Source organism: uncultured Roseobacter sp. (assembly GCF_947488185.1).
Classification (GTDB): domain Bacteria; phylum Pseudomonadota; class Alphaproteobacteria; order Rhodobacterales; family Rhodobacteraceae; genus Roseobacter.
Genome location: NZ_CANKYM010000001.1, coordinates 1,033,049 through 1,053,169, shown reverse-complemented (window position 1 = coordinate 1,053,169; position 20,121 = coordinate 1,033,049). Strand labels below are relative to the sequence as shown.

General features: G+C 52.3%; 18 protein-coding genes and 1 pseudogene. 14 read left to right on the top strand and 5 right to left on the bottom strand.

Going from position 1 to position 20,121, the window contains the following annotated elements; all coding sequences use genetic code 11:
* Window positions 1-108 precede the first annotated feature (108 nt).
* Complete coding sequence (locus Q1A52_RS05285; protein WP_300011778.1) at window positions 109-1,005, top strand: rhodanese-related sulfurtransferase; 897 nt, start codon at window positions 109-111, stop codon at window positions 1,003-1,005.
* Here the strand turns inward: Q1A52_RS05285 and Q1A52_RS05280 are convergent.
* Window positions 1,002-2,219 (bottom strand): MFS transporter, encoded by a 1,218-nt coding sequence (locus Q1A52_RS05280; RefSeq protein ID WP_300011775.1) that lies wholly within the window; start codon window positions 2,217-2,219, stop codon window positions 1,002-1,004. The genes Q1A52_RS05285 and Q1A52_RS05280 overlap by 4 nt on opposite strands.
* A gap of 132 nt (window positions 2,220-2,351) precedes the next feature.
* Between Q1A52_RS05280 and Q1A52_RS05275 the strand changes: the two genes are divergently transcribed.
* The 7 genes and pseudogenes from Q1A52_RS05275 to Q1A52_RS05245 all read left to right on the top strand — a co-directional run bounded on the left by Q1A52_RS05275 (window position 2,352) and on the right by Q1A52_RS05245 (window position 10,623).
* Window positions 2,352-3,185 (top strand): flagellar motor protein MotB, encoded by an 834-nt coding sequence (locus Q1A52_RS05275; RefSeq protein ID WP_299779755.1) that lies wholly within the window; start codon window positions 2,352-2,354, stop codon window positions 3,183-3,185.
* 100 nt (window positions 3,186-3,285) lie between these two features.
* The gene (locus tag Q1A52_RS05270; protein WP_300012194.1) at window positions 3,286-4,617 is read left to right on the top strand and encodes a flagellar hook protein FlgE; all 1,332 of its coding nucleotides are present in this window, start codon (window positions 3,286-3,288) and stop codon (window positions 4,615-4,617) included.
* 43 nt (window positions 4,618-4,660) lie between these two features.
* Entirely contained in the window at window positions 4,661-6,106 is a 1,446-nt protein-coding gene (flgK, locus tag Q1A52_RS05265; protein WP_300011771.1) for a flagellar hook-associated protein FlgK, read from the top strand.
* A gap of 2 nt (window positions 6,107-6,108) precedes the next feature.
* Window positions 6,109-7,113 carry a flagellin gene (locus Q1A52_RS05260; RefSeq protein ID WP_300011768.1) on the top strand — a complete coding sequence of 335 codons (1,005 nt, stop codon included), beginning with the start codon at window positions 6,109-6,111 and terminating at the stop codon, window positions 7,111-7,113.
* Complete coding sequence (locus tag Q1A52_RS05255) at window positions 7,110-8,213, top strand: flagellar basal body P-ring protein FlgI (protein ID WP_300011765.1); 1,104 nt, start codon at window positions 7,110-7,112, stop codon at window positions 8,211-8,213. Before Q1A52_RS05260 ends, Q1A52_RS05255 begins: the two co-directional genes overlap by 4 nt.
* Before the next feature lie 352 nt (window positions 8,214-8,565).
* Window positions 8,566-9,543 (top strand): annotated as a pseudogene (locus Q1A52_RS05250) (IS1595 family transposase).
* A gap of 900 nt (window positions 9,544-10,443) precedes the next feature.
* Window positions 10,444-10,623 carry a hypothetical protein gene (locus Q1A52_RS05245; protein WP_300011762.1) on the top strand — a complete coding sequence of 60 codons (180 nt, stop codon included), beginning with the start codon at window positions 10,444-10,446 and terminating at the stop codon, window positions 10,621-10,623.
* Window positions 10,624-11,243: 620 nt separating this feature from the next.
* Here Q1A52_RS05245 and fliP read toward each other — a convergent pair.
* Genes fliP through fliF form a run of 4 tightly spaced genes read right to left on the bottom strand, consistent with a single transcriptional unit; the run spans window position 11,244 to window position 14,492 of the window.
* Window positions 11,244-11,978 carry a flagellar type III secretion system pore protein FliP gene (gene fliP / locus Q1A52_RS05240; protein ID WP_300011759.1) on the bottom strand — a complete coding sequence of 245 codons (735 nt, stop codon included), beginning with the start codon at window positions 11,976-11,978 and terminating at the stop codon, window positions 11,244-11,246.
* A gap of 6 nt (window positions 11,979-11,984) precedes the next feature.
* Window positions 11,985-12,278 (bottom strand): FliM/FliN family flagellar motor C-terminal domain-containing protein, encoded by a 294-nt coding sequence (locus Q1A52_RS05235; protein ID WP_300011756.1) that lies wholly within the window; start codon window positions 12,276-12,278, stop codon window positions 11,985-11,987.
* Window positions 12,271-12,870, bottom strand: a complete 600-nt coding sequence (locus Q1A52_RS05230; RefSeq protein WP_300011753.1) for an ABC transporter ATP-binding protein — start codon at window positions 12,868-12,870, stop codon at window positions 12,271-12,273. The genes Q1A52_RS05235 and Q1A52_RS05230 overlap by 8 nt, the downstream gene beginning before the upstream one ends.
* Window positions 12,870-14,492 (bottom strand): flagellar basal-body MS-ring/collar protein FliF, encoded by a 1,623-nt coding sequence (fliF, locus tag Q1A52_RS05225; protein ID WP_300012191.1) that lies wholly within the window; start codon window positions 14,490-14,492, stop codon window positions 12,870-12,872. Before fliF ends, Q1A52_RS05230 begins: the two co-directional genes overlap by 1 nt.
* Window positions 14,493-14,614: 122 nt before the next feature.
* Between fliF and fliL the strand changes: the two genes are divergently transcribed.
* The 6 genes from fliL (at window position 14,615) to Q1A52_RS05195 (ending at window position 20,083) form a co-directional block, all read left to right on the top strand.
* Window positions 14,615-15,100, top strand: a complete 486-nt coding sequence (fliL, locus tag Q1A52_RS05220) for a flagellar basal body-associated FliL family protein (protein ID WP_300011750.1) — start codon at window positions 14,615-14,617, stop codon at window positions 15,098-15,100.
* 10 nt (window positions 15,101-15,110) lie between these two features.
* Complete coding sequence (locus Q1A52_RS05215; RefSeq protein ID WP_300011747.1) at window positions 15,111-15,500, top strand: hypothetical protein; 390 nt, start codon at window positions 15,111-15,113, stop codon at window positions 15,498-15,500.
* Entirely contained in the window at window positions 15,497-16,102 is a 606-nt protein-coding gene (locus tag Q1A52_RS05210; RefSeq protein ID WP_300011744.1) for a hypothetical protein, read from the top strand. The genes Q1A52_RS05215 and Q1A52_RS05210 overlap by 4 nt, the downstream gene beginning before the upstream one ends.
* A gap of 64 nt (window positions 16,103-16,166) precedes the next feature.
* Window positions 16,167-17,036 carry a flagellar motor stator protein MotA gene (gene motA, locus Q1A52_RS05205; RefSeq protein ID WP_299779768.1) on the top strand — a complete coding sequence of 290 codons (870 nt, stop codon included), beginning with the start codon at window positions 16,167-16,169 and terminating at the stop codon, window positions 17,034-17,036.
* Window positions 17,033-19,273 (top strand): hypothetical protein, encoded by a 2,241-nt coding sequence (locus Q1A52_RS05200; protein WP_300011741.1) that lies wholly within the window; start codon window positions 17,033-17,035, stop codon window positions 19,271-19,273. Before motA ends, Q1A52_RS05200 begins: the two co-directional genes overlap by 4 nt.
* Before the next feature lie 105 nt (window positions 19,274-19,378).
* On the top strand, window positions 19,379-20,083 hold the full coding sequence (locus Q1A52_RS05195; protein ID WP_300011738.1) for a transglycosylase SLT domain-containing protein: 705 nt from the start codon (window positions 19,379-19,381) through the stop codon (window positions 20,081-20,083).
* Window positions 20,084-20,121: the final 38 nt, after the last annotated feature.

Sequence of the window (20,121 nt, the reverse complement as noted above, 5' to 3'; positions counted from 1 at the left end):
CGTAAGCGTCGGCGTTCGGGGCGTCAATGGCAAGTGCCCAGATGCGCTTGGTTACGTAATCCTACTCTGCTCTTGCCTGCTCTGCCCACAGGGCCTATCTGGGCGGCCATGTATACCATCGCCGCTCTCTATCACTTCACCAGGTTTGAAGACCCTGCCACCCTCAAGCCGGACCTGCTCGCGCTTTGCATTGATCAGGACGTTCAGGGCACGCTGCTACTGGCCCAAGAGGGGGTCAACGGCACTATTGCAGGACCACGCGCCGGGATCGACGCGGTCATCGCGCATTTGCGCACTCTGCCGGGCTGTGCCGATCTGGAATGGAAAGCGGCAGTCAGTGACCACGCGCCGTTCGGCAAGATGAAAGTGCGTCTGAAGCGCGAGATTGTCACCATGGGGCAGCCGGATGTCGATCCGCGTGCACGTGTCGGGCATTATGTCGATCCGCAGGACTGGAATGCTTTGATCTCGGAACCGGATGTTGCAGTCATCGATACGCGCAACGATTACGAGGTGGCCATCGGCACGTTTGAAGGAGCTGTCGATCCTCAGACAGAGAGTTTCGGCGATTTTCCTGCATGGTGGGAGGCGAACAAGCAACGCTTTCACAACAAGAAGGTCGCGATGTTCTGCACCGGCGGCATCCGCTGCGAGAAATCAACCAACTACCTGTTGGGGCAGGGCGTCGAAGAGGTCTATCACCTGAAGGGCGGCATTCTGAAGTACCTCGAAGAGGTCCCGGAAGAAGACACCAAGTGGAACGGTGCCTGCTTCGTGTTCGACAACCGCGTCAGCGTGGAGCACGGGTTGCGTGAGGGTCCACACATGCTGTGCCATGGCTGCAGGCGCCCCATTCTGCCGCAGGACAGGGATCGACCGGAATATGAAGCCGGTGTGAGCTGTCACAACTGCGTGGATGAGACCTCCGAGGCAGACAAGGACCGGTTTCGCGAGCGGCAAAAGCAGATTGCACTGGCCAAGACGCGCAGAGCCTCTGCGCGCTAGGCGGGGACTGCCGTTGGCCGCCGTGGCCTGCTGCGCGACAGCAGCCAGAGCATGATCACGATGTTCAGACCGTTCCAGAGAATGCCGTTGATGAACGCCAGTCGATAGGAGCCGCTGACATCGTAGATCCAGCCGGACATCCATCCGCCCAGCGCCATTCCGAGAATCGTCGCCATCATCACGAACCCCACCCGCGCACCTGCCTCGCGTGCGGGCATGTATTCCCGCACGATCAGGGCGTAGCTGGGGACAATGCCGCCCTGGCTGAGCCCGAATATCAGGCTGACCAAGTAGAGCGACACCAATCCGCCGGATGGCAGGTACAAAAATAACGCCAGACATTGTAGGGCCGACCCGATCAGCAGCGTTTTGACTCCCCCCAGACGGTCAGCGATCAGACCGGATACGATGCGCGATCCGACCCCGCCCAACAGCATCAGGGCCAGCATCTCGGCACCAACGGCCGGGCCATACCCAAGATCGACGCAATAAGAAACGATATGCACCTGCGGCATCGACATGGCCACGCAGCAACCGATGCCTGCCAATCCAAGCAGGTATTGCAGGGCGCGCGGCGACAACCCGGCGGAGCTGGAATTCTGCAGTGATTTTGCCTGTGCTGCCACCTGCGCCTCCTGTGGCAGGCGGCGGCGCAGCGCCATCGACAGGGGGATTACGCCTGCCAACGTGACCACTGCCATGAACAGGTAGACGCTGCGCCAGCCGGTTTCCTCCAGCATACCTGCCAGCACCATGGGCCAGATTGCCCCGGACAGGTAGTTACCACTGGCGACAAGGGCGACCGCAATACCGCGACGACGCACGAACCAATGGGAGATGTCTGCGATCAGTGGGCCAAAACCGACGGCAGAGGCAAAGCCGACAAGCAGTTGCACCAGCGACAGCATCATGATCGACTGGCTCAGCGTTGCAAGGCCAAATCCCGCAGCAATACCAATGGCGGCCGCCACCAGCGACGCCGTCACCCCGAACCGGTCAACCGCCTTGCCTATGGCAAAGTTTCCAACAGCAAAACCGATCATTGTCAGTGTGTAGGGCATGGAAGCTTCCGCCCGGCCCGCAGCGAATTCCGCCTCGACCGCTGGCATGATCACGATGATCGCCCACATCCCCACATTGGCGATCATGGCAATCGCAAGGGTCAGCAAAAGCCTGACCCATGAATAAGTGCTGTCTGTGACGGAGTCGGACATCGTGGTCTCCCTGATCGACATCTGGCAGCGCTCCCGTCCTGGTGACAAGGCAGAAAATCAGGTTCGCATTAAGGAGGTGGAAACACCTTTTGCGCTATCCCTGCTGTCGGGTGAATATGAGAGTGGTGAGATATGGCTGCGCAGAGCAATCTGGCACCAGTCATCATCAAACGGAAGAAGATTATCGCCGGCGGCCACCATGGTGGCGCCTGGAAGGTCGCTTATGCGGACTTCGTGACGGCGATGATGGCTTTTTTCATGATGATGTGGCTGTTGAATGCGACGACAGAACAACAACGGCAGGGGTTGGCGGATTACTTCTCGCCGACCATTCCGATCAATCGCGTTTCCGGTGGCGGGGACGGATCCTTTGGCGGTGAGAGCATTTTCTCGGAGGAAACCCTGCCGCAGAACGGTCTGGGTGCGACCACTCATTACGCGGCCCAGCAACAGCAGTCTCGCGGCGAATCCGGCACCAGCGATGAAGGCGGTGCGCGCGACATGACCGACGAAGAGTTGGAGAAAGTCGTTGAAGAACTGACTGCGCGAGGTGGGGAAAGCACCGTGATGGAGAACGCGCTCAAGCACATCGTGACACGCATCACGGACGAAGGTCTGGTCATCGAACTCTTTGCGCTCGACGGATTGCCCTTGTTTGTTGAAGGCACGGATCGCCCCACACCGCTCATGGAAACGCTTGTCGAAATGGTGGCCAGCATCGGTCAAAGTGTTACAAATGATGTGGCGATTGGTGGCCACGTACGTGCTGGTCCGATTGTTCTGGCGGACAACCCGGTGTGGGATAACTCCGCCGCCCGTGCCACGCGAACACGTCTAATGTTGCAGCAAAATGGTCTGTCAGCAGAGCGAATGCAGCGCGTAACCGGCCATGCTGACAGAGAGCCGGTGCATCGCAATCCGATGGCCACGCGCAATGACAGGGTGGAAATTGTACTCCTGCGGTAAATTGTGGCCTAAATAGGGCGCATTTTATATGTTAGCGCGGTGTTAAGTCGGGGTGTCTATCTGAGTGGTCAATGGATGATCACATCAGAAAGGCGTGCCCATGACAATTTCTTCATCGCTCAACGCAGGTGTTGCAGGGTTGAGAACCAATGCGCAAAGGTTAGCGTCCATCTCGGACAATATCTCGAACGCATCAACCTTTGGCTACAAGCGCGTGCAAACGGATTTCGAATCCATGGTTCTGTCCTCTGGTGGCGGCTCCTATGCAGCGGGCGGTGTGCGCGCCAATACCCAACGACTCATTGGTGAAAACGGCACCCTGTTAGGTACCTCCAACCCAACCGATCTCGCAGTTCGCGGTGGCGGAATGCTACCCGTCGCCCAAGCTGCCCAGGTGCAGACAGCAGGCACTGACGCACCGATGTTTCTGGCAACCACGGGATCTTTCAGAACTGACGCAGAGGGCTACCTGACCTCCCGGTCCGGCCTTGTTCTGATGGGGTGGCCCGCAGCTGCCGACGGATCGATACCTGCTTACCCGCGCGATACTGCTGACGGGCTCGAACCCATTCGCATCAACACCGGCCAGTTGGCGGGAAATCCGACACTTAACATGAGCCTGGGTATCAACCTACCGGCGACCGAAACCGAATTCGGCGCACCCGCGCTCACCGAACAACTGTCAGTCGAATACTTTGACAACCTGGGCACATCGCAAAGCATCAGCATCTCGTTTGAGCCAACGCCACCAGCGGCCGCAGGCGACCCGGCCACCAATGAGTGGACAATGGTTATGACGGATTCCGCACAAGGCGGAGATGAGATTGGTCGCTACACCATGACCTTTACGGACGCACGTACTGGCGGTGGGACACTGGCAACGGTAACACCGATCGCTACAGTGACACCTGCAGGTCCGAGCCCGGTGTACGATCCGGCGACGGGCCTGATCAGCGTAAACGTAGCTGCTGGTCCAATTTCAGTTGATATCGGCGCCATTGGCGACACTGAGGGGCTTTCTCAGCTGTCGTATAACTTTGCACCGATTTCTGTGACCAAGGATGGTTCGGCAATCGGGAACTTCATCGGTCTGGACGTTGACGCAAACGGATTTGTACGCGCCAATTTCGACACGGGTGAAATTCGCGTCGTGTATCAAGTCCCCCTGATCAATGTCCCAAACCCTAATGGATTGCAGGCCTTTGACAATCAAACCTACTTGCCTTCCCGGGAAAGCGGCTCCTTCTTCCTGTGGGATTCAGGTGACGGTCCAACAGGCGATATCGTGTCATTTGCACGCGAAGAATCGAAGACGGACGTGGCGGGCGAGCTGACCGATATGATCAAGACGCAGCGCGCCTATTCGTCGAGCGCCAAAGTGATCCAGACGGTTGACGAAATGTTGCAGGAAACAACCAACATCAAGCGGTAAACCTGACCTGGTTTGGTGAATAGAACAAGAGAGAGGGCCTGATATGACAATCTCGTCTGCGTTAACAAATGCCATGACCGGATTGCGCGCTGCGGGGCGCAATTCGCAAACGATCTCGGCAAACATCGCCAATGCGATGACGCCGGGCTACGGGGTTCGCTCCGTAGATCTGACATCTTCGCAACTGGGCGGCGTACGGATCGATGGCATAACACGCAACGTGAATCCGGCCCTCTTGGTGGACCGCGGGCTCGCAGAGGCAGCGTTCAACAATGCCAGCGACCGAACGCAATTCCTTAAAAGTCATGAGGATTTTCTTGGTATTCCGGACGATCCCAATTCACTTTCTGCGCGCATTGCCCAGTTCGAAAGCAGCCTTGTAACCGCGACAAGTCGACCGGATGCACCGGAGCGCCTCGATGCATCCGTCAATGCTGCCCGCGACCTCGCAACCCTCATTTCGTCCGCCTCGCGCGATATCCAGGAGGCACGCAGTGACGCGGATCGCAGCATCGACTTCCAAGTAAAGAAACTCAATTCCTCCCTGAACAGTGTCCAGGAGTTAAATCGCCAGATTACAAAAACAGCGGCCCTAGGTGGCGACACCTCCGCACTTCAGGACAATCGTCAGGCGTTGGTTGATGAGATCAGCGCAATGGTGCCAGTGCGACAAGTCCCAAGAGAGAACGGGCAAATCGCACTCTATTCCACTGGGGGGGCCATCCTACTTGACGGCGGGGTCGCTGAGATTGAATTCAGCGCCGTCAACCAAGTTACACCTTACATGACGCTTGGCGGCGGCATGTTGTCCGGCCTGACCGTAAATGGATATCCGGTACAAACGGATAGTGCGCGCGGTGCCTTGGGCGGCGGCTCCCTGGGCGCTCAATTCGAAATCAGGGACGAGCTTGGCGTCGAAGCCCAGACTCAACTGGATGCTTTGACCCGAGATCTTATAGAAAGGTTCCAGGATCCAGCTGTCGATCCCACGTTGGCAATTGGAGATGCAGGGATTTTCACGGACTCTGGCATCGCATTCGATCCGGTGAATGAAGTCGGAATTTCAGAACGCCTGTCTATCAACGCTGCAATTGACGATCGACAAGGCGGCGAATCCTGGCGACTACGCGATGGGATAAATGCTGCGGTACAGGGCGACGTCGGCGACTCCCGTCTGCTGCAAGCTTTGTCCGAAACACTGACTGCCCGACGTGTTCCGGCCTCTGGTGACTTCGGCAGCGGCGCGTTTTCTGCAATCAATCTCGCGTCGACACTGACATCTCAACTGGGGGCCGACAGAGCACAGGCCGAACAGACCCAAACCTTTACTTCGACCCAATTCAACGAGTTGACGCAACTGGTTCTCGCGGAGGGGGTTGATACGGATCAGGAACTGCAAAAGCTGCTTTTGGTCGAACAGACCTACGCCGCAAACGCGCGTATGATCGAAGCGGCAGATGAAATGATGCAAACAATTCTGAGGCTATAAAGATGAAATCGACTTCATTGGGTGATTTGGCGCAATCCTTCATGCTTCAGCGCCGCAGCGTCGAACTGCGGCAGGAGATAACACGCCTGACAGACGAAATGTCCAGCGGGAAGGTAGCAGATATCAGGCAGGTTTTATCCGGCAATCACAACTACTTGACCGGTTTGGAAAGATCACTGGAAGTGCTGGCCGGCTACTCCGTGGCAAACACGGAGGCCACGTACTTCACCGGCGCAATGCAGTCCGCACTTGAGCGGGTTCAGGACTCTGGCAGCGACCTCGGAATAGATCTTCTTCTGGCGAGCGGAGGTCCGATCGGTGCTACCTCTGGAAATCCCTCAGAAAACGCGCGCACACAATTGCAGGGCATGATCAACTCACTGAATGGCGATATCGCAGGACGAAGCCTATTTGCAGGAACGGCTACCGACAGCACGCCGCTGCCTGATGCTGACGCCTTGATTGCACAGGTTCGTGCGGTCGTTGCGGGGCAAACCACACCAGAAGACATCATTGCTGCTGCAGAGACCTGGTTTGCAGATCCGGCTGGATTCGATGCAACCGCGTACTCAGGATCGAACACAGCTTTGGCCCCTTTCGTTTTGTCAGATACCGAGCGCGTGACGCTTGACGTTCGCGCGAATGAAGACGCAATCAAAAATGTGTTAATGCACACGACGATCTCTGCCCTCGCTGATGATCCTTTACTTGCTCTAGACGTTCCAGAGCAATCAGAGTTGTTCGGGCTGACCGGCATTGGCTTACAGTCCAATCAGGATGAATTGACCAGCCTGAGATCACGTATTGGCTTCACAGAAGAGCGCATCGCGATGATTTCTGCAAGGAATCAAGCCGAAGAGACGAGTATGGAATTCGCACGCAACGCCTTACTTGCCGCCGATCCGTTTGAAACGGCGACCGAGTTGGAAAGCGTGCAGTTTCATTTACAAAGCCTCTACTCGATCACTGTCCGCAGCTCACAGCTTTCCTTGGTGAATTTCCTATGAGAATTATATTTGCAGTATTGATCGCTTTAATCGCCGTTTACCAGACGGCACATGCTGGTCCGGTTCGCATCAAGGACTTGGTTGAATTTGACGGTGTGCGCGGTAATGACCTTGTTGGATATGGTTTGGTCGTTGGCCTGAATGGCACTGGTGACGGTTTGCGAAATGCGCCTTTCACCGAGGAGATCATGTCCAATATTCTGGAACGTCTTGGCGTGAACGTGGCTGGTGAACAGTTTCGACCTCAGAACGTTGCAGCTGTGTTGGTAACCGCAGCACTACCTCCATTTGCGCGGGGTGGAAGCCAAATCGACGTGACAGTATCCGCAATTGGGGACGCAGACAGCTTGCTCGGAGGTACACTCATAATGACCCCGCTGAATGCGGCCGATGGTCAGATTTACGCGGTCGCACAAGGGACAATAATCGCTGGAGGCGCTGTCGCCGAAGGCGATGGAGCCACTGTTACACAAGGCGTTCCTACAGCCGGTGTGATCCCCTCAGGCGCCCGGGTGGAAAGGGAAATCGAGTTTGATCTCTCAACCCTCACCAATCTTCGGCTCGCACTGAGAGACGCAGATTTCACTACCGCCGCACGCATAGAACAGGCAATTAACTCAGACTTCGGCAGACCTGTGGCCTTCATGTTGGACTCGGGCACAGTCAATCTTGATATTCCACAAACTCAAATGGCTTCGGTCGCTCATGCATTGAGTCGGGTCGAAAACATTTCAGTGCAACCTGAGCGCAAGGCACGTGTGGTAGTTGATCAGCGGTCAGGGACAATCGTCATGGGTGAAGACGTGCGGATTTCGCGTGTTGCCGTTTCGCAGGGGAATCTGACACTGCGTATCGAAGAGGCGCCAATTGCAATCCAACCGAACCCATTTGCTGAAGGTGAAACGGTGATCGTTCCAAGAACAAACGCCGAAATTGAAGAAGAGCCAGGCATCGGCCTTGCAGAAATTCCGAGCGGAACGTCCCTATCGGAAGTAATTGCAGGCTTAAATGCGTTGGGAATCGCTCCACGAGATATGATCGACATCTTGAAGAGTATTAAGGCTGCCGGCGCACTGCACGCGGAGTTCATTGTACGATAACAAGACGCTCTGAGACACCCAGAGGCGACTCGTGTTGGCGCACAAGAGATTGCAATCCATATTTAGAAGCGTGTTTCAAAATCCATATCTTTATTCAGTAAAGAATCATAAGACTGCGAATACAACTAGCCACTCGTAGGTGGATACAGACCGTTATAGATAGCTCGCTAGGATCTGGTTCACCACTCACACTGACCACTAGGACTCTGGAAAAACCAAAAGTAGTCTACGCTGGCAGCATAGCAGACTAACACGAATACCGCTCCCAGTTTCCGAAAATTATGGGAGATTGTATATTCGGCGAACCCAAATGAGATTCCTATATTGGAGTCAACAAGTTGAGCTTGTCACAGTGTCTATTCTTTCTAAACCATACATGCACGACCAAGCCGCAGCCTTTGCATATGTTGAGGCTATGCTCTGGGGTGAAACCCCGGTCTGCCCGCACTGTGGTAACTTCGGCAAGATTTATGTTTTGGCTGGCGCCCGTTCCAAGCCCTCCAAGAAGAACCCTGAAGGCATTGAGCGCCACGGCCTCAAGAAGTGCGCAGGGTGCAGTAAGCAATTCACTGTGCGTATCGACACGATCTTCGAAGAAAGTCACATTCCGCTGCACCTGTGGCTGCAAGCCATTCACCTGATGGTATCCAGCAAGAAGGGTATCAGCAGCCACCAACTGCACCGCGTTCTGGGTATCACGTATAAGTCCGCATGGTTCCTGACGCACCGCATCCGCGAGTGTATGCGTGACGGTGCGCCGGCTGGCTTTGGCGGCGACGGTGGTATTGTTGAAGTGACGAGACTTTCATCGGCAAAGAGCCGGGTGTTGTGAGGCACCCGAAAGCCCGTGGCGGCTCTCACAAGATTAAGATGGTAACGCTGGTGGATCGCACCACCAAGCGCGCAAAGAGCATCGTTGTAGACGATCTTAAAAAGTCTACGCTAATCCCGATCCTGCAAGAGAACATCGCCCGTGAAGCCTACGTTATGACAGACAAGGCAACGCCAGTATCAGAACATCGGCGCAGGCAAGATGTTTGATGCCCACGGCTGGACCAATCACAGCGCGGGCCAGTATGTGGACTATCAGGACTCCGAAATACAAACCAACACGGTCGAAGGCTTCTACAGCATCTTCAAGCGCGGCATGAAAGGTGTATACCAGCACTGCGGCAGGCAGCATTTGCACCGCTATGCTGTGGAATTTGATTTCCGGTGTAACAATCGCATCGCGAACGGTGTTGACGATGTGGAGCGCGGCCAGATCGCGTTGCGCGGCGTCGTTGGCAAGCATCTTACATATCAAGGGCCTACCGAAAAAAACGCCTAAATCATGAGTTTTTGTTGAATGAGGGCACTAAATGCGGTAGCAATTGCTCAGAGCGATCATGCATCGAATATCCTGATGAGGTCAGGAGAGCGCCTTGAGCGTATGCTGTTACAAGCTGTAGGTGTATGGGGCTCTACCTGGGAATTCTGTTCCAGACCGTGAAGCCGGAAGTCCCTGATGGGGAGTCTTTTTCCAAGCCCTTCAGTTTTGAGTTTTCCAATACGAGATTGGCCAGCTCAGCCTTTGACGCGCGGGTTTGCGGGTCCAGGTGTCGTGAGTTTTTTGCAGATGAAGTAGCGCCTAAAATCACGTCGTTTAGTTGGAGCATGTCATCAGTCTTAGAGTCTCGCGCTTCCATTCCAGTTAATGGACCAAAAGTGAGCCCGTAGTCTTTCCCCGCACCATGGTAAGAATTTTCTGTAGGTCAGGAATCTTAGTGGTGCTATGCCTTCTATCGAGACACACGAAGCAGGACGCTTGCTCACAGTACCTTGCAATAAACTGATGCAGAACAAGTTGATAGTAGTTCTTGGAGAGCCCTAGATCACGGTCGCCATCATTGTATAGATGGTGCTTCCACTTCGAATTGTCGAACGTGGCGCAGTGGAAGGCGATTATGCCGCCATCGACCATCTCAAAATAGAGATTTATCAGATCGCGATAAGCATCAACTTTCTGATTTGATACTTTGCTCCACTTGAGTTCCGCAAACATGTTATGCCGCTTCCGAAATTCGAATATCCTTTGGTAGATTTGCCTCAGATTAGATGAGACTGTTGCCGTGCCGCCTACCAATGAGAACCTAGCTGAGGTAATGTCACTCTCATCCGCAAAAAAAAGCACACTTTTGAATGGGCAGCGGAGGAAATCTCAGTTTCTTTTCAATCATAAGGAGATTACATGTCTGAAGCCGACAAGAGTCAACTAGACCGCTTCAAAAAAGCCGCCCGCCAGCTGGAGACGGACGACGATGAAGAGCAGTTCAAGAAGCTGGCCAGGCTGTCAAGAAAAACAACGTCACGCGCAAATGAGGTATTTATTTACCCCACTATACGGAGGTGTTATGAGCCGATTTTCTAACTATCGTATAAGGGCAATAATGTGGTTTGCCCGTCGCCTAGGGGTTCCGGTGCAAGTGCATCAGGCCTTTTTTGCGAAGTCGACCAATTTGTAAATATCGTCTTCGTCATTCGCGCCGACTACCAGCATTGTTTTGTAGTGATTAGCCGCGATTGTGAAGGAAATATAAAAGGTATTTATCTTGAATCTCCATATTCAACTATGGAGAAATCAACCGCCTACGATTGATTCCAAAATGGGTTTGTCAAATATACAATCGCCAAATTATACTATCAAGGGTTCGAAAGTTGGTCAATTCACTCCTAAGGATGCTGCAAGGTCAACCAACGTGAATCGGGCTGTAAATATGGAAAGTCGATCAATCTCGACACATGCCGAACAATCCCAAATAGGTAGCACTCAAGCCTTTTCTCATCTTATTATCTTCTAAATACAAAAAAGTAATGCCATAGCTGTGGCAATACCTGTGTTATTCTGCACTACGTTCATTCTTACTATAAAAAATCGATATCGAGCGATTAAAAAAGAGCTTGAGTTTTGCGTAAACACGTTTGCGCGAGTTGGTTTCAAAATAATACCGTCAAAGAGATATGTACACAGTGCATAGCAAAGCGCTATGTTTAGAAATAGCTGCGAACCAAGCTCCCAGCGATCAGGCTCCATCCGTCCGCGATGACGAAGAATGCCAATTTGAAAGGGAGGGAAACGATAACCGGCGGCACCATCATCATACCCATGGACATCAGTACCGCCGCCACAACGAGATCGATTATTAAAAATGGAAGAAAAATCAGAAATCCAATTTGGAATGCACGTGAGATTTCCGACAGTAAAAAACTCGGAACCAATACCGATAACGGCGCTTCTGGAGTTGGAGTTGCATCTATTGTATCTGGTCTCAGCTCCGCCATTGCGAAAAACGTATCAGGGTCCAAACGACCAGCCATAAATATCCGAAATGGTTCAAGCGTACGCACAAACGCTGTTTCGATGTCAATCAGCTCTTCGCTCAGCGGAGCAATTCCATTTGTCCAGGCCTGTGTGAAAACAGGCTCCATTATGAAGTAAGTCAAAAAGAGGGCTAAACTTACTATCAACATGTTGGGTGGAGATTGCTGCAATCCGATGGCTTGTCGCAAGATGGACAGAACGGTCACTAGAAAAGGGAAGCAAGTAACCATTATTGCAATGCCTGGCGCCAAACTCAGAACTGTAATAAGGGCAAAAAGCTGAATGGTACGTGCGCTGATTGAGCCTTCATCGCCCAATGAAATCGACAAATCCTGTGCGCTCACCTGTTCTGGCAGCAGAACGATGAAAAAGAGTGATGGAAGCAGAATGAGACATTGGCGCATAAAGAACTAGCGACCTGACTGCAAGTCAACAACTTCGGTCAGCCTTACAACAAGCTGCCCATTCTGATCTCCTTCTTTCTCTTCCAGCATGCCGCGCGCGATTAGCCGATCACCGACGTACAGTTCAACGGGATCGTCCACGGATTTGTCCAGCGGCAGCACCGCATTCTCTCCAAGTGCCACTAACTCCCGAATTAATGGACGCGCTTTGCCGACACACACCGTCACTTCAATCGGAACTGACGTAAAGGGATTAGTTGCCTCACTAGTTGCGCCACGCGCTGCGGGGGCTTCATCCATTTTCTTTCTCCTGCTCAGCTTCATGGAAAAACGCAGCCATGGCTTCGCTCACGCCCGCGAGTACAGAGTCTAGATCGATACTGTGCTCAACAGATCCAATACAGACATATGCTTGCCCGTCGCCAAGTGATTGCTCAGTGACAATCTCGAACGGATCACTAAGCTTGCCCTCAGCAAGCTCTTGGATCCTTTCTACCTGGGAAGGCGCAACCACAATTTCGATAGGCTGATTTGGTTGCTCACTGATCATCTCGGTCAATTGTGTCACTATGTGCGCTCCCAGTGCCTCATGCATCACACCTGGCAAGAGCTTGTCCACGATTTCAGTCAATACCGGCTCCATCGACACAGTGAGCTTGGAAAGAGCTTCATGATAAGTAAATGACATATCTTGCAGGTTTTGACCGAACTCAGCACTAATTTTTGCCACCGAATCCGCCTGCGCCTTAACAGCGTCATCCCATCCAGCCTGGTATCCTTTTTCAAAAGACTGCAATTGTTGATCTTCAGTAAGCTCGGCGCGTGCACCTTCTTGCGGTTCATCGCTTACTTTCGGGCCGCCGAAGTTGCGGTACCTATGTGACAGAGACATCAGGCACTCTCCTCTTTATCTTCAAGCCAACTCCTTAGAATCTCGACTGTTTCCTCTTGTCTTTCACCAATCATGGCTCTGAGCCGGTCAACAGGATCTTCAGACATATTTCCGCCCAACTGGAGATCCGGAAGTTCACCTGACTGACCCCCGTCAAAGCCCGAGATGATCGGCAACTCAGGCAGCTCGAAATCGTCAGATGCGAGCTCTCCTGTCAAACCGGGCTCGTCGGCACTCTGATTCTCGCCTGGAGGCAGCGCCGGCACGTCCTGCTCCAATGGGAGCGCGGGTTTGCTAAGCAGTGGTCGTACAACGAATAACCCCAGAATGAGTGTGACCAATGCAAGAACGGCCATTTGGATTGCGGACATCAAATCAACATTGAAACCATCCATCAGAGACGTGCCTACAGCGGTTCCTTGTGGTGCCACGCTTTGCAGTGCCATTGACTTGATGGTGATAATGTCGCCGCGGGTCTCGTCAAAGCCGACCGCCGAGGCGACCAAGTCTCTGAGAGCATCCAACTCTTCTTCTTCTCTTGGCGCAAAGGTCTGAGCCCCATCCTCAGCCACAATCGCTGCTTCATTGACGAGAACAGCGACCGTAAGGCGTTTTATCGCGCCCGGTGCTCGAACGATTTCTCGCTCGGTTTCAGATACCTCGTAGTTAACGCGCTCTCGGGATTCGCTGTTTTGTGAAGATGAGTTTTCGCCATTTCCACCTTCTTCATCCGGCAGATTCGATGCAACGGTTACATTACCACCACCGGCTTCGTTCGATGTATTACTACGCTCTTCGGTGTCCGTACTGATTGCAACGCGGCTTTCTGGATCGAAAATTCGTTCACGAATGGCTTCGCTTTCGGTGACGGTATCAACGCTCACTTCGACAACCGCGTTCCCGAATCCCACGCGTGCTTCCAGCAATCGCTGAACTCTATCACGCAAAAGCTGGGCTTTGTCGTCCGCACCAGCGGGCGTAACCTCATCAGTTATGCCAATCAAAGAGCCATTCGCATCAATGACCGCAACGTCTTCCGAGGCAAGACCAGCAACCGCCGACGACACAAGAAACCGTACCGCCTTGGCCTGTTGCGGCGTTATTGCTGCTCCGTTTGGCGTGACTGAAACAGATGCTTTTGGTGTGACTCCCCGCTGAAACGGGTTTGATCCTGTGCTCGCAATATGAACCCGCGCCAACGCAATATGAGGGCTGGAAACAATCGTACGTGCGAGTTCGCCTTCTTTTGCACGCCAGTACGCCGCATCGAACATCTGCGATGTGGTACCAAAGCCGGATAGAGTGTCCAGAAGCTCATAACCACGGCTGGAATTTGCTGGTAATCCTTCGCTCGCTAACGTCATGCGCAGCTGATCCCGGTCTTTCGAGGAGACAAAAATTGATCCTCCGCGGACTTCGAAGGCCGCGCCGCGCTGCTCCAGCGCGCGCACGACGTCACCAGCGGCACCGTTTTCCAAGCCCGCATATAGCAACGTCATTGTTGGGGCTGATGCCATTCTGGACATCGCGATAATCGCGAAAAACATGGCCCCAGTTGCGACAATCACGATGATCTGACGGCGTAAATCCAACCCCGTCCACGCATTTAGTAGTTGCTGCACAATCGCCTCCGTCAAGCCGAACGTTCTGTTCAGCGATGACAACAGCAATGAACGATCTGGCTTAACAATCGGTTAGTGCAATCGCGTCTATAACCATTTTCGTAACCGAATATGGGATTATCATGGCCGACGAAGAACCTGTTGAAACTGAGATTGAGGCAAAATCATCGAAAATGCCTTTAATTCTTGGGCTTGTTTTCCTTTTGGCCGGCGGTGGTGGTGGCTTCTACGCGACTTGGAGCGGTTTGATTTTGAATGGCGAATCGGTCGAAGCAGAGGTTGAAAAACCCAAGATGGATGAGGCGCCAGCCGTTGCATTTGTGCCCATTGAACCGATCACCGTATCGCTTCCACCAAACAGCGCGCAAAAGCACCTAAAATTCCGGGCGGAGCTGGAAGTGGCATATGACTACACATCGGAAGTCGAGGGCGTTCTGCCACGCGTTATCGACGTATTGAACAGCTATCTGCGCGCGATCGAGGTCAGCGATATCCAGGATCCATCTGCATTGACGCGTTTGCGCGCACAAATGCTGAGACGGGTTCAAGTAGTCGCGGGGCCGGGGCGCGTCAATGATCTTCTCATCATGGAATTTGTACTGAATTAAGGAGGGTGACATGGAAATGATTGCGGATATTTTACTTGCGGCTGGAGCGCTCGGTGCCGGACTATATTGTTTGGTGCTTGGGCGTCGCTTGAATAGATTCAATGATCTTGAGAAAGGCGTGGGCGGCGCCGTTGCAGTTTTATCTGCGCAGGTCGATGATCTCACAAAAACCTTGTCGGCCGCACAATCGACGGCTGCGACTTCTGCACAGACGCTCACGGACTTGACACAACGTGCGGAGAACATGTCGCGCAAACTGGAGCTTCAAATGGCGTCGCTGCATGATGTACCGGATGCTCCCCCCGCCCCCGCTCCTGCGCCACAGCCAACGCCAGCTGCAACGCAATCGGTGAGCGAGCCAATGTTCGTACGCCATCGAACAGCGGAGACACATCAATGAGATCGGTGAGTTTTTTGACAGGACGAAACGGGCGTGGCTCCGTCCTATTGATCGCAGGATTGTTGCTGGGATCAGCCGTACTACGCGTCGGGACAGAGGCGGGACAAGCTGTTGCGACCGAAAATCCTCTGGCCGCCATCAAGGAGCCGGAGGCAACAGCTCAGAAAAAAGAGATTTCTTCCCAGGAAGATAGGGAGCAGATGTCGAAAATGCTTCGAGCGTTTCAAGAGCGCGAAACGCGCCTGGCTGAGCGTGAAAATCAGATAGATATGCGCATGAAAGCTTTGTCCGTGGCCGACGAGCAAATCGAACGTCGACTGAGCAATCTGCAACAGGCCGAAGACTCACTGAGGGAATTGTTAGCCCTGGCGAATACGGCGGCAGAAGATGATCTGGCGCGCCTCACGTCAGTCTACGAGAATATGAAGCCAAAGGATGCCGCTGCATTGTTCGAGGAAATGGAGCCAGCCTTTGCCGCAGGATTTCTCGGACGTATGCGTCCGAACTCAGCGGCAGGCATAATGGCAGGGCTCTCTCCCCAAGTGGCTTATTCAATCAGTGTCATTCTCGCCGGCCGGAACGCTGACGTGCCAAAAGGCTGATCACGCAGAGGCTTTCTTAACTTCCTTTTGCGACACTGGCGCTCGATAAGTATTGGGGATCGAAATGATCGGAATCATCGGCATTGTAGTTATTTTTGTCATGGTGTTCGGTGGCTATCTTGCCGCCGGCGGCAAGATGGGTATCATTTTCAAAGCGCTCCCTTTTGAGATGACAATGATCGGCGGAGCCGCGCTTGGCGCTTTTCTCATCAGTAATGACATGTCCGCCATCAAGCAAACGGCCCGGGACATGGGCCGTGTTTTCAAAGGCCCAAAATGGGCACACGAAGATTACAAGGATCTTCTGTGCCTCCTATTCGAGCTTATTCGGTTAGCCCGACAGAACCCTGTCGCTATTGAAGAGCATATCGAAGCGCCAGATGAATCCTCGATTTTTTCGAAGTATCCGAAAGTTCTGAAAGACCGGGAAGCTATTGCCTTGATCTGCGATACTATGAGATCGGCCTCGATGAACTACGATGACCCACACCAAGTCGAAGAAGTGCTCGAAAAACGCATGGAAGCAAATATGCATCATGCTCTTCATTCCAGTCATGCCTTGCAAACGGTTGCTGATGGCTTACCGGCCTTGGGGATTGTTGCGGCTGTTCTGGGTATCATCAAAACCATGGGTTCCATCGACCAACCGCCAGAGGTGCTCGGCAAACTCATCGGTGGCGCGTTGGTTGGAACATTTCTGGGTGTCTTTCTCGCCTACGGATTTGTTGGGCCCTTTGCCGCAAAAGTAAAGACTGTGACAGAAGAAGATAGTCACTTCTATCAGTTAATCAGAGAAGTTCTCGTCGCAAATCTCCACGCGCACGCAACCAATATCTGCATAGAAGTTGGTCGCCAGAACACGCCATCCCACTGCCGTCCAAGTTTCTCGGAGCTTGAAGAAGCGCTCAAATCGGTCAAACAGGGTGCCGCATGATCAGACTAGCTGGGTTGACGAGCTTGCTCTTGATAGCTTTTGCAACCATGGCATCTGCCAATCCAATTGTTGTCCGTTCGGGCGATCACAGTGGTTTCACCCGATTGGTAATGCGGCTACCCGAGGGTGTTCAATGGCAAGTTACTGAATCACGCGGCTTAAAAACCATCACTGTCTCTGATCATCAAGCAGGCTTTGACACCAGTCGAGTATTCGATGTCATCCCACGTAACTTGTTGACAGGTGTACGTGACTACCCGTCGCGGTTAGAGTTGGAGCTTTCATGCGAATGCGAACTCAATACATTTGTAGAGCGAAACGAATTTCTAGTTGTGGATATTCTGGATGGGCCGGCTCTGCCACCTCTCGAAGCTCGCCAGGCCCCGCAATTTATTTCGGTCCAGCCTGCATCTAAATTCAACTTCGGAGATCTACTCTGGTCTGAATTTGATGCGCCTGAAGATAATGATCAGAGAATAATTGCACCGGATGCGCCTACTACTTATACGAGTAGTTCAGATTTACAAACAGCTTTGATTGATCAAACGAGGCAACAGCTAATACGTGGTATTGGAGATGCCACATCGCGCGGTATTCTCGAGCCGGCAATACCAGATTTACAAGTATTTGAGCAACAGTCACCCAGCCCACAAGATCAAGAGATATTCGACTCTTCAGAACAAGAGGTAGCTACAGCGATTCCTAGCACTGGTAACATGCGGATCACAAGCGCCAGAGATATTCCAGTATCCGAAGCAATAAATAACCTAATGACGTCAGGCGAGGTTTGTCCTAATCCAAGTGGTGTGGATCTTTCTAGTTGGGGAAGTGATAAACCGTTCGGAATTCAAGTGGCTACACAAAGAGACACACTCTATACTGAAATTGATCGATTGGATCCGGATAGGGTAAAAAAACTAGCTCGCGTTTACTTGTATTTTGGCTTTGGTGCAGAAGCAAAGCAAGTACTGCGGCTTTCCGATGAAGTGGTGGCTGCAAATCCAGAGCTGATGGATTTGGCGGATATTATGGACTATGGATTCGCACGAAATCCACGTTTTATTCATCAGTTTTCAGACTGTGATTCAGATCTTGCACTTTGGGGTATTTTGGCAGCCAAGGAGCTTCCGAACGGCGAAGTTGTCAATGCAAAGGCCGCACTCCGAGCACTTGCCAAGCTACCGTATCATCTAAAGGAGTTCTTAGCGCCAGCGCTAAGCTCCAGATTTTCTGAACAGGGTGATTTGGAATCGGCATCAATCGCTTTGAGGAACATCGAGCTGAGGGGCGACACTCCACAGCCTGATGCAGGTATCGCAAAAGCAAAGATTGCAAGAAAAGCAGGGAACTCTGAAAAGGCGGAGGAGTTACTCAAAGATGTAATCGAGGGAAACGCTATAGAAACTCCAGAAGCCTTGATCGCTTTTGTCGACAATCGATTGGCGAAAGGGGAAGATATACCCGCAGACATCGCACTGTTAATTGAAACTTATGCTTTTGAACGGCGAAATGATCCAATTGCTCAGAGCCTTATACGCGCCCATATCATCGCCTCTTCATACTCAATGCAGTTTTCCAAAGCATTTGAAGCGATGACCGACCCAATCATCGTATCAGATGACGCTCTGATCGCGGAGCTACTATCTCATACGTTCACAGCTCTATCTGAAAGCGCAGACGACATTACGTTTCTCGAAAGTTTTTACACAAAATTCCCTGCTTCCCCAGAGGCTATGATGCCTCGCTCAATACAAAAAACCGCTAAGAGACTGCTTGCATTGGGTTTTGCAGGGGAAGCAAACAGAATTTTATCGGAGATTAAGGAAGACAATCCATCAAGAGAAGCTAAATTAGTTCATGCGGAAGTGTTGCTTATGTTGGGGTCTCCCGAGTTGGCCGTGCGTATTCTTGAAGACATTGATGGTGAACAAGTAGATAAGCTTCGTGCTAAAGCGCTGCTTGCATTGGGGGAAAATCAATCTGCGCTAGAGTTATTTCAAGCAACCAACACACCAGATGAAGCTCTACGATCGGCATGGCTCGCTAACAACTGGGCTGACTTGATGCCACAGGATACTCCACTATTGAGCGCTGTAAGTTCGCTAGCAAAGCAGCCAGTTGAATACATCGAAACAGAAGACGGGATGATAGCATCGTCCAACGCTGCTGTTGAACAAAGTACGACAGCACGAGAAACCTTAGAAGCAATGCTGGAACAGTTCCCCGTCTCTCCGTAGCTGTATTTTTTACTATTTGCGAAATATACCAGCTTAGTTACCTAAAATAAACCTCGAAACGCTACGCTCTTGGTACTGCAGTATGCGGTCAAATAGGGGTGTAGAATGCCGACCAACCGTACGTCAGCTTGGTTCAAGAAAACCATTCTCGCTGTGCTGACTATTTCTTTAAATACAGGGGAAGCGGTTTATGCAAGAACCTCTGAAATCTGTGATCATGCGGCAGCGGTTGCTTCCCAAGAGTACGACATCCCTCTTTCCATTTTGAAAGCTGTGACCAGAACAGAGACTGGACGCTCGAGAAGTGGCGCCCTCGAACCTTGGCCGTGGGCATTGAACGTAGCTGGCCAGGGTTTCTGGTTTGAAACCAAGGACTCTGCAATAGTCCAAGCGCAGAGCCGCATCAAGAACGGCCTGACAAATATTGATATTGGTTGCTTTCAATTGAACTATCGCTGGCACGGGCATGCTTTTGCATCGGTGAGGGAGATGTTTGATCCTCAAGAAAATGCAAGATACGCAGCAAGGTTTTTGAGCGAGCTACATGTGGAGAAAGGCGATTGGATACGTGCTGTTGGAGCATATCATTCCCGGACTCAGGAACACGCAAAACGATACAGGAGACGGTTCTCCAAAATACACGCCGATATGTCGAACAATGATATCAACACATCGGCAAGAGCATCTTCAGAGGAAAATCAATTTCCCCTGCTACAGCATTCAAATTCACAACCCAGTCTCGGATCATTGGTGCCGCTAAGCGATGCAACTTCGCGGGCCGCTCTGATAAGACGCACCGGGGAGATATAAACTTGCAAAATCTAACGACCAAAGCTCTATTCAATCCA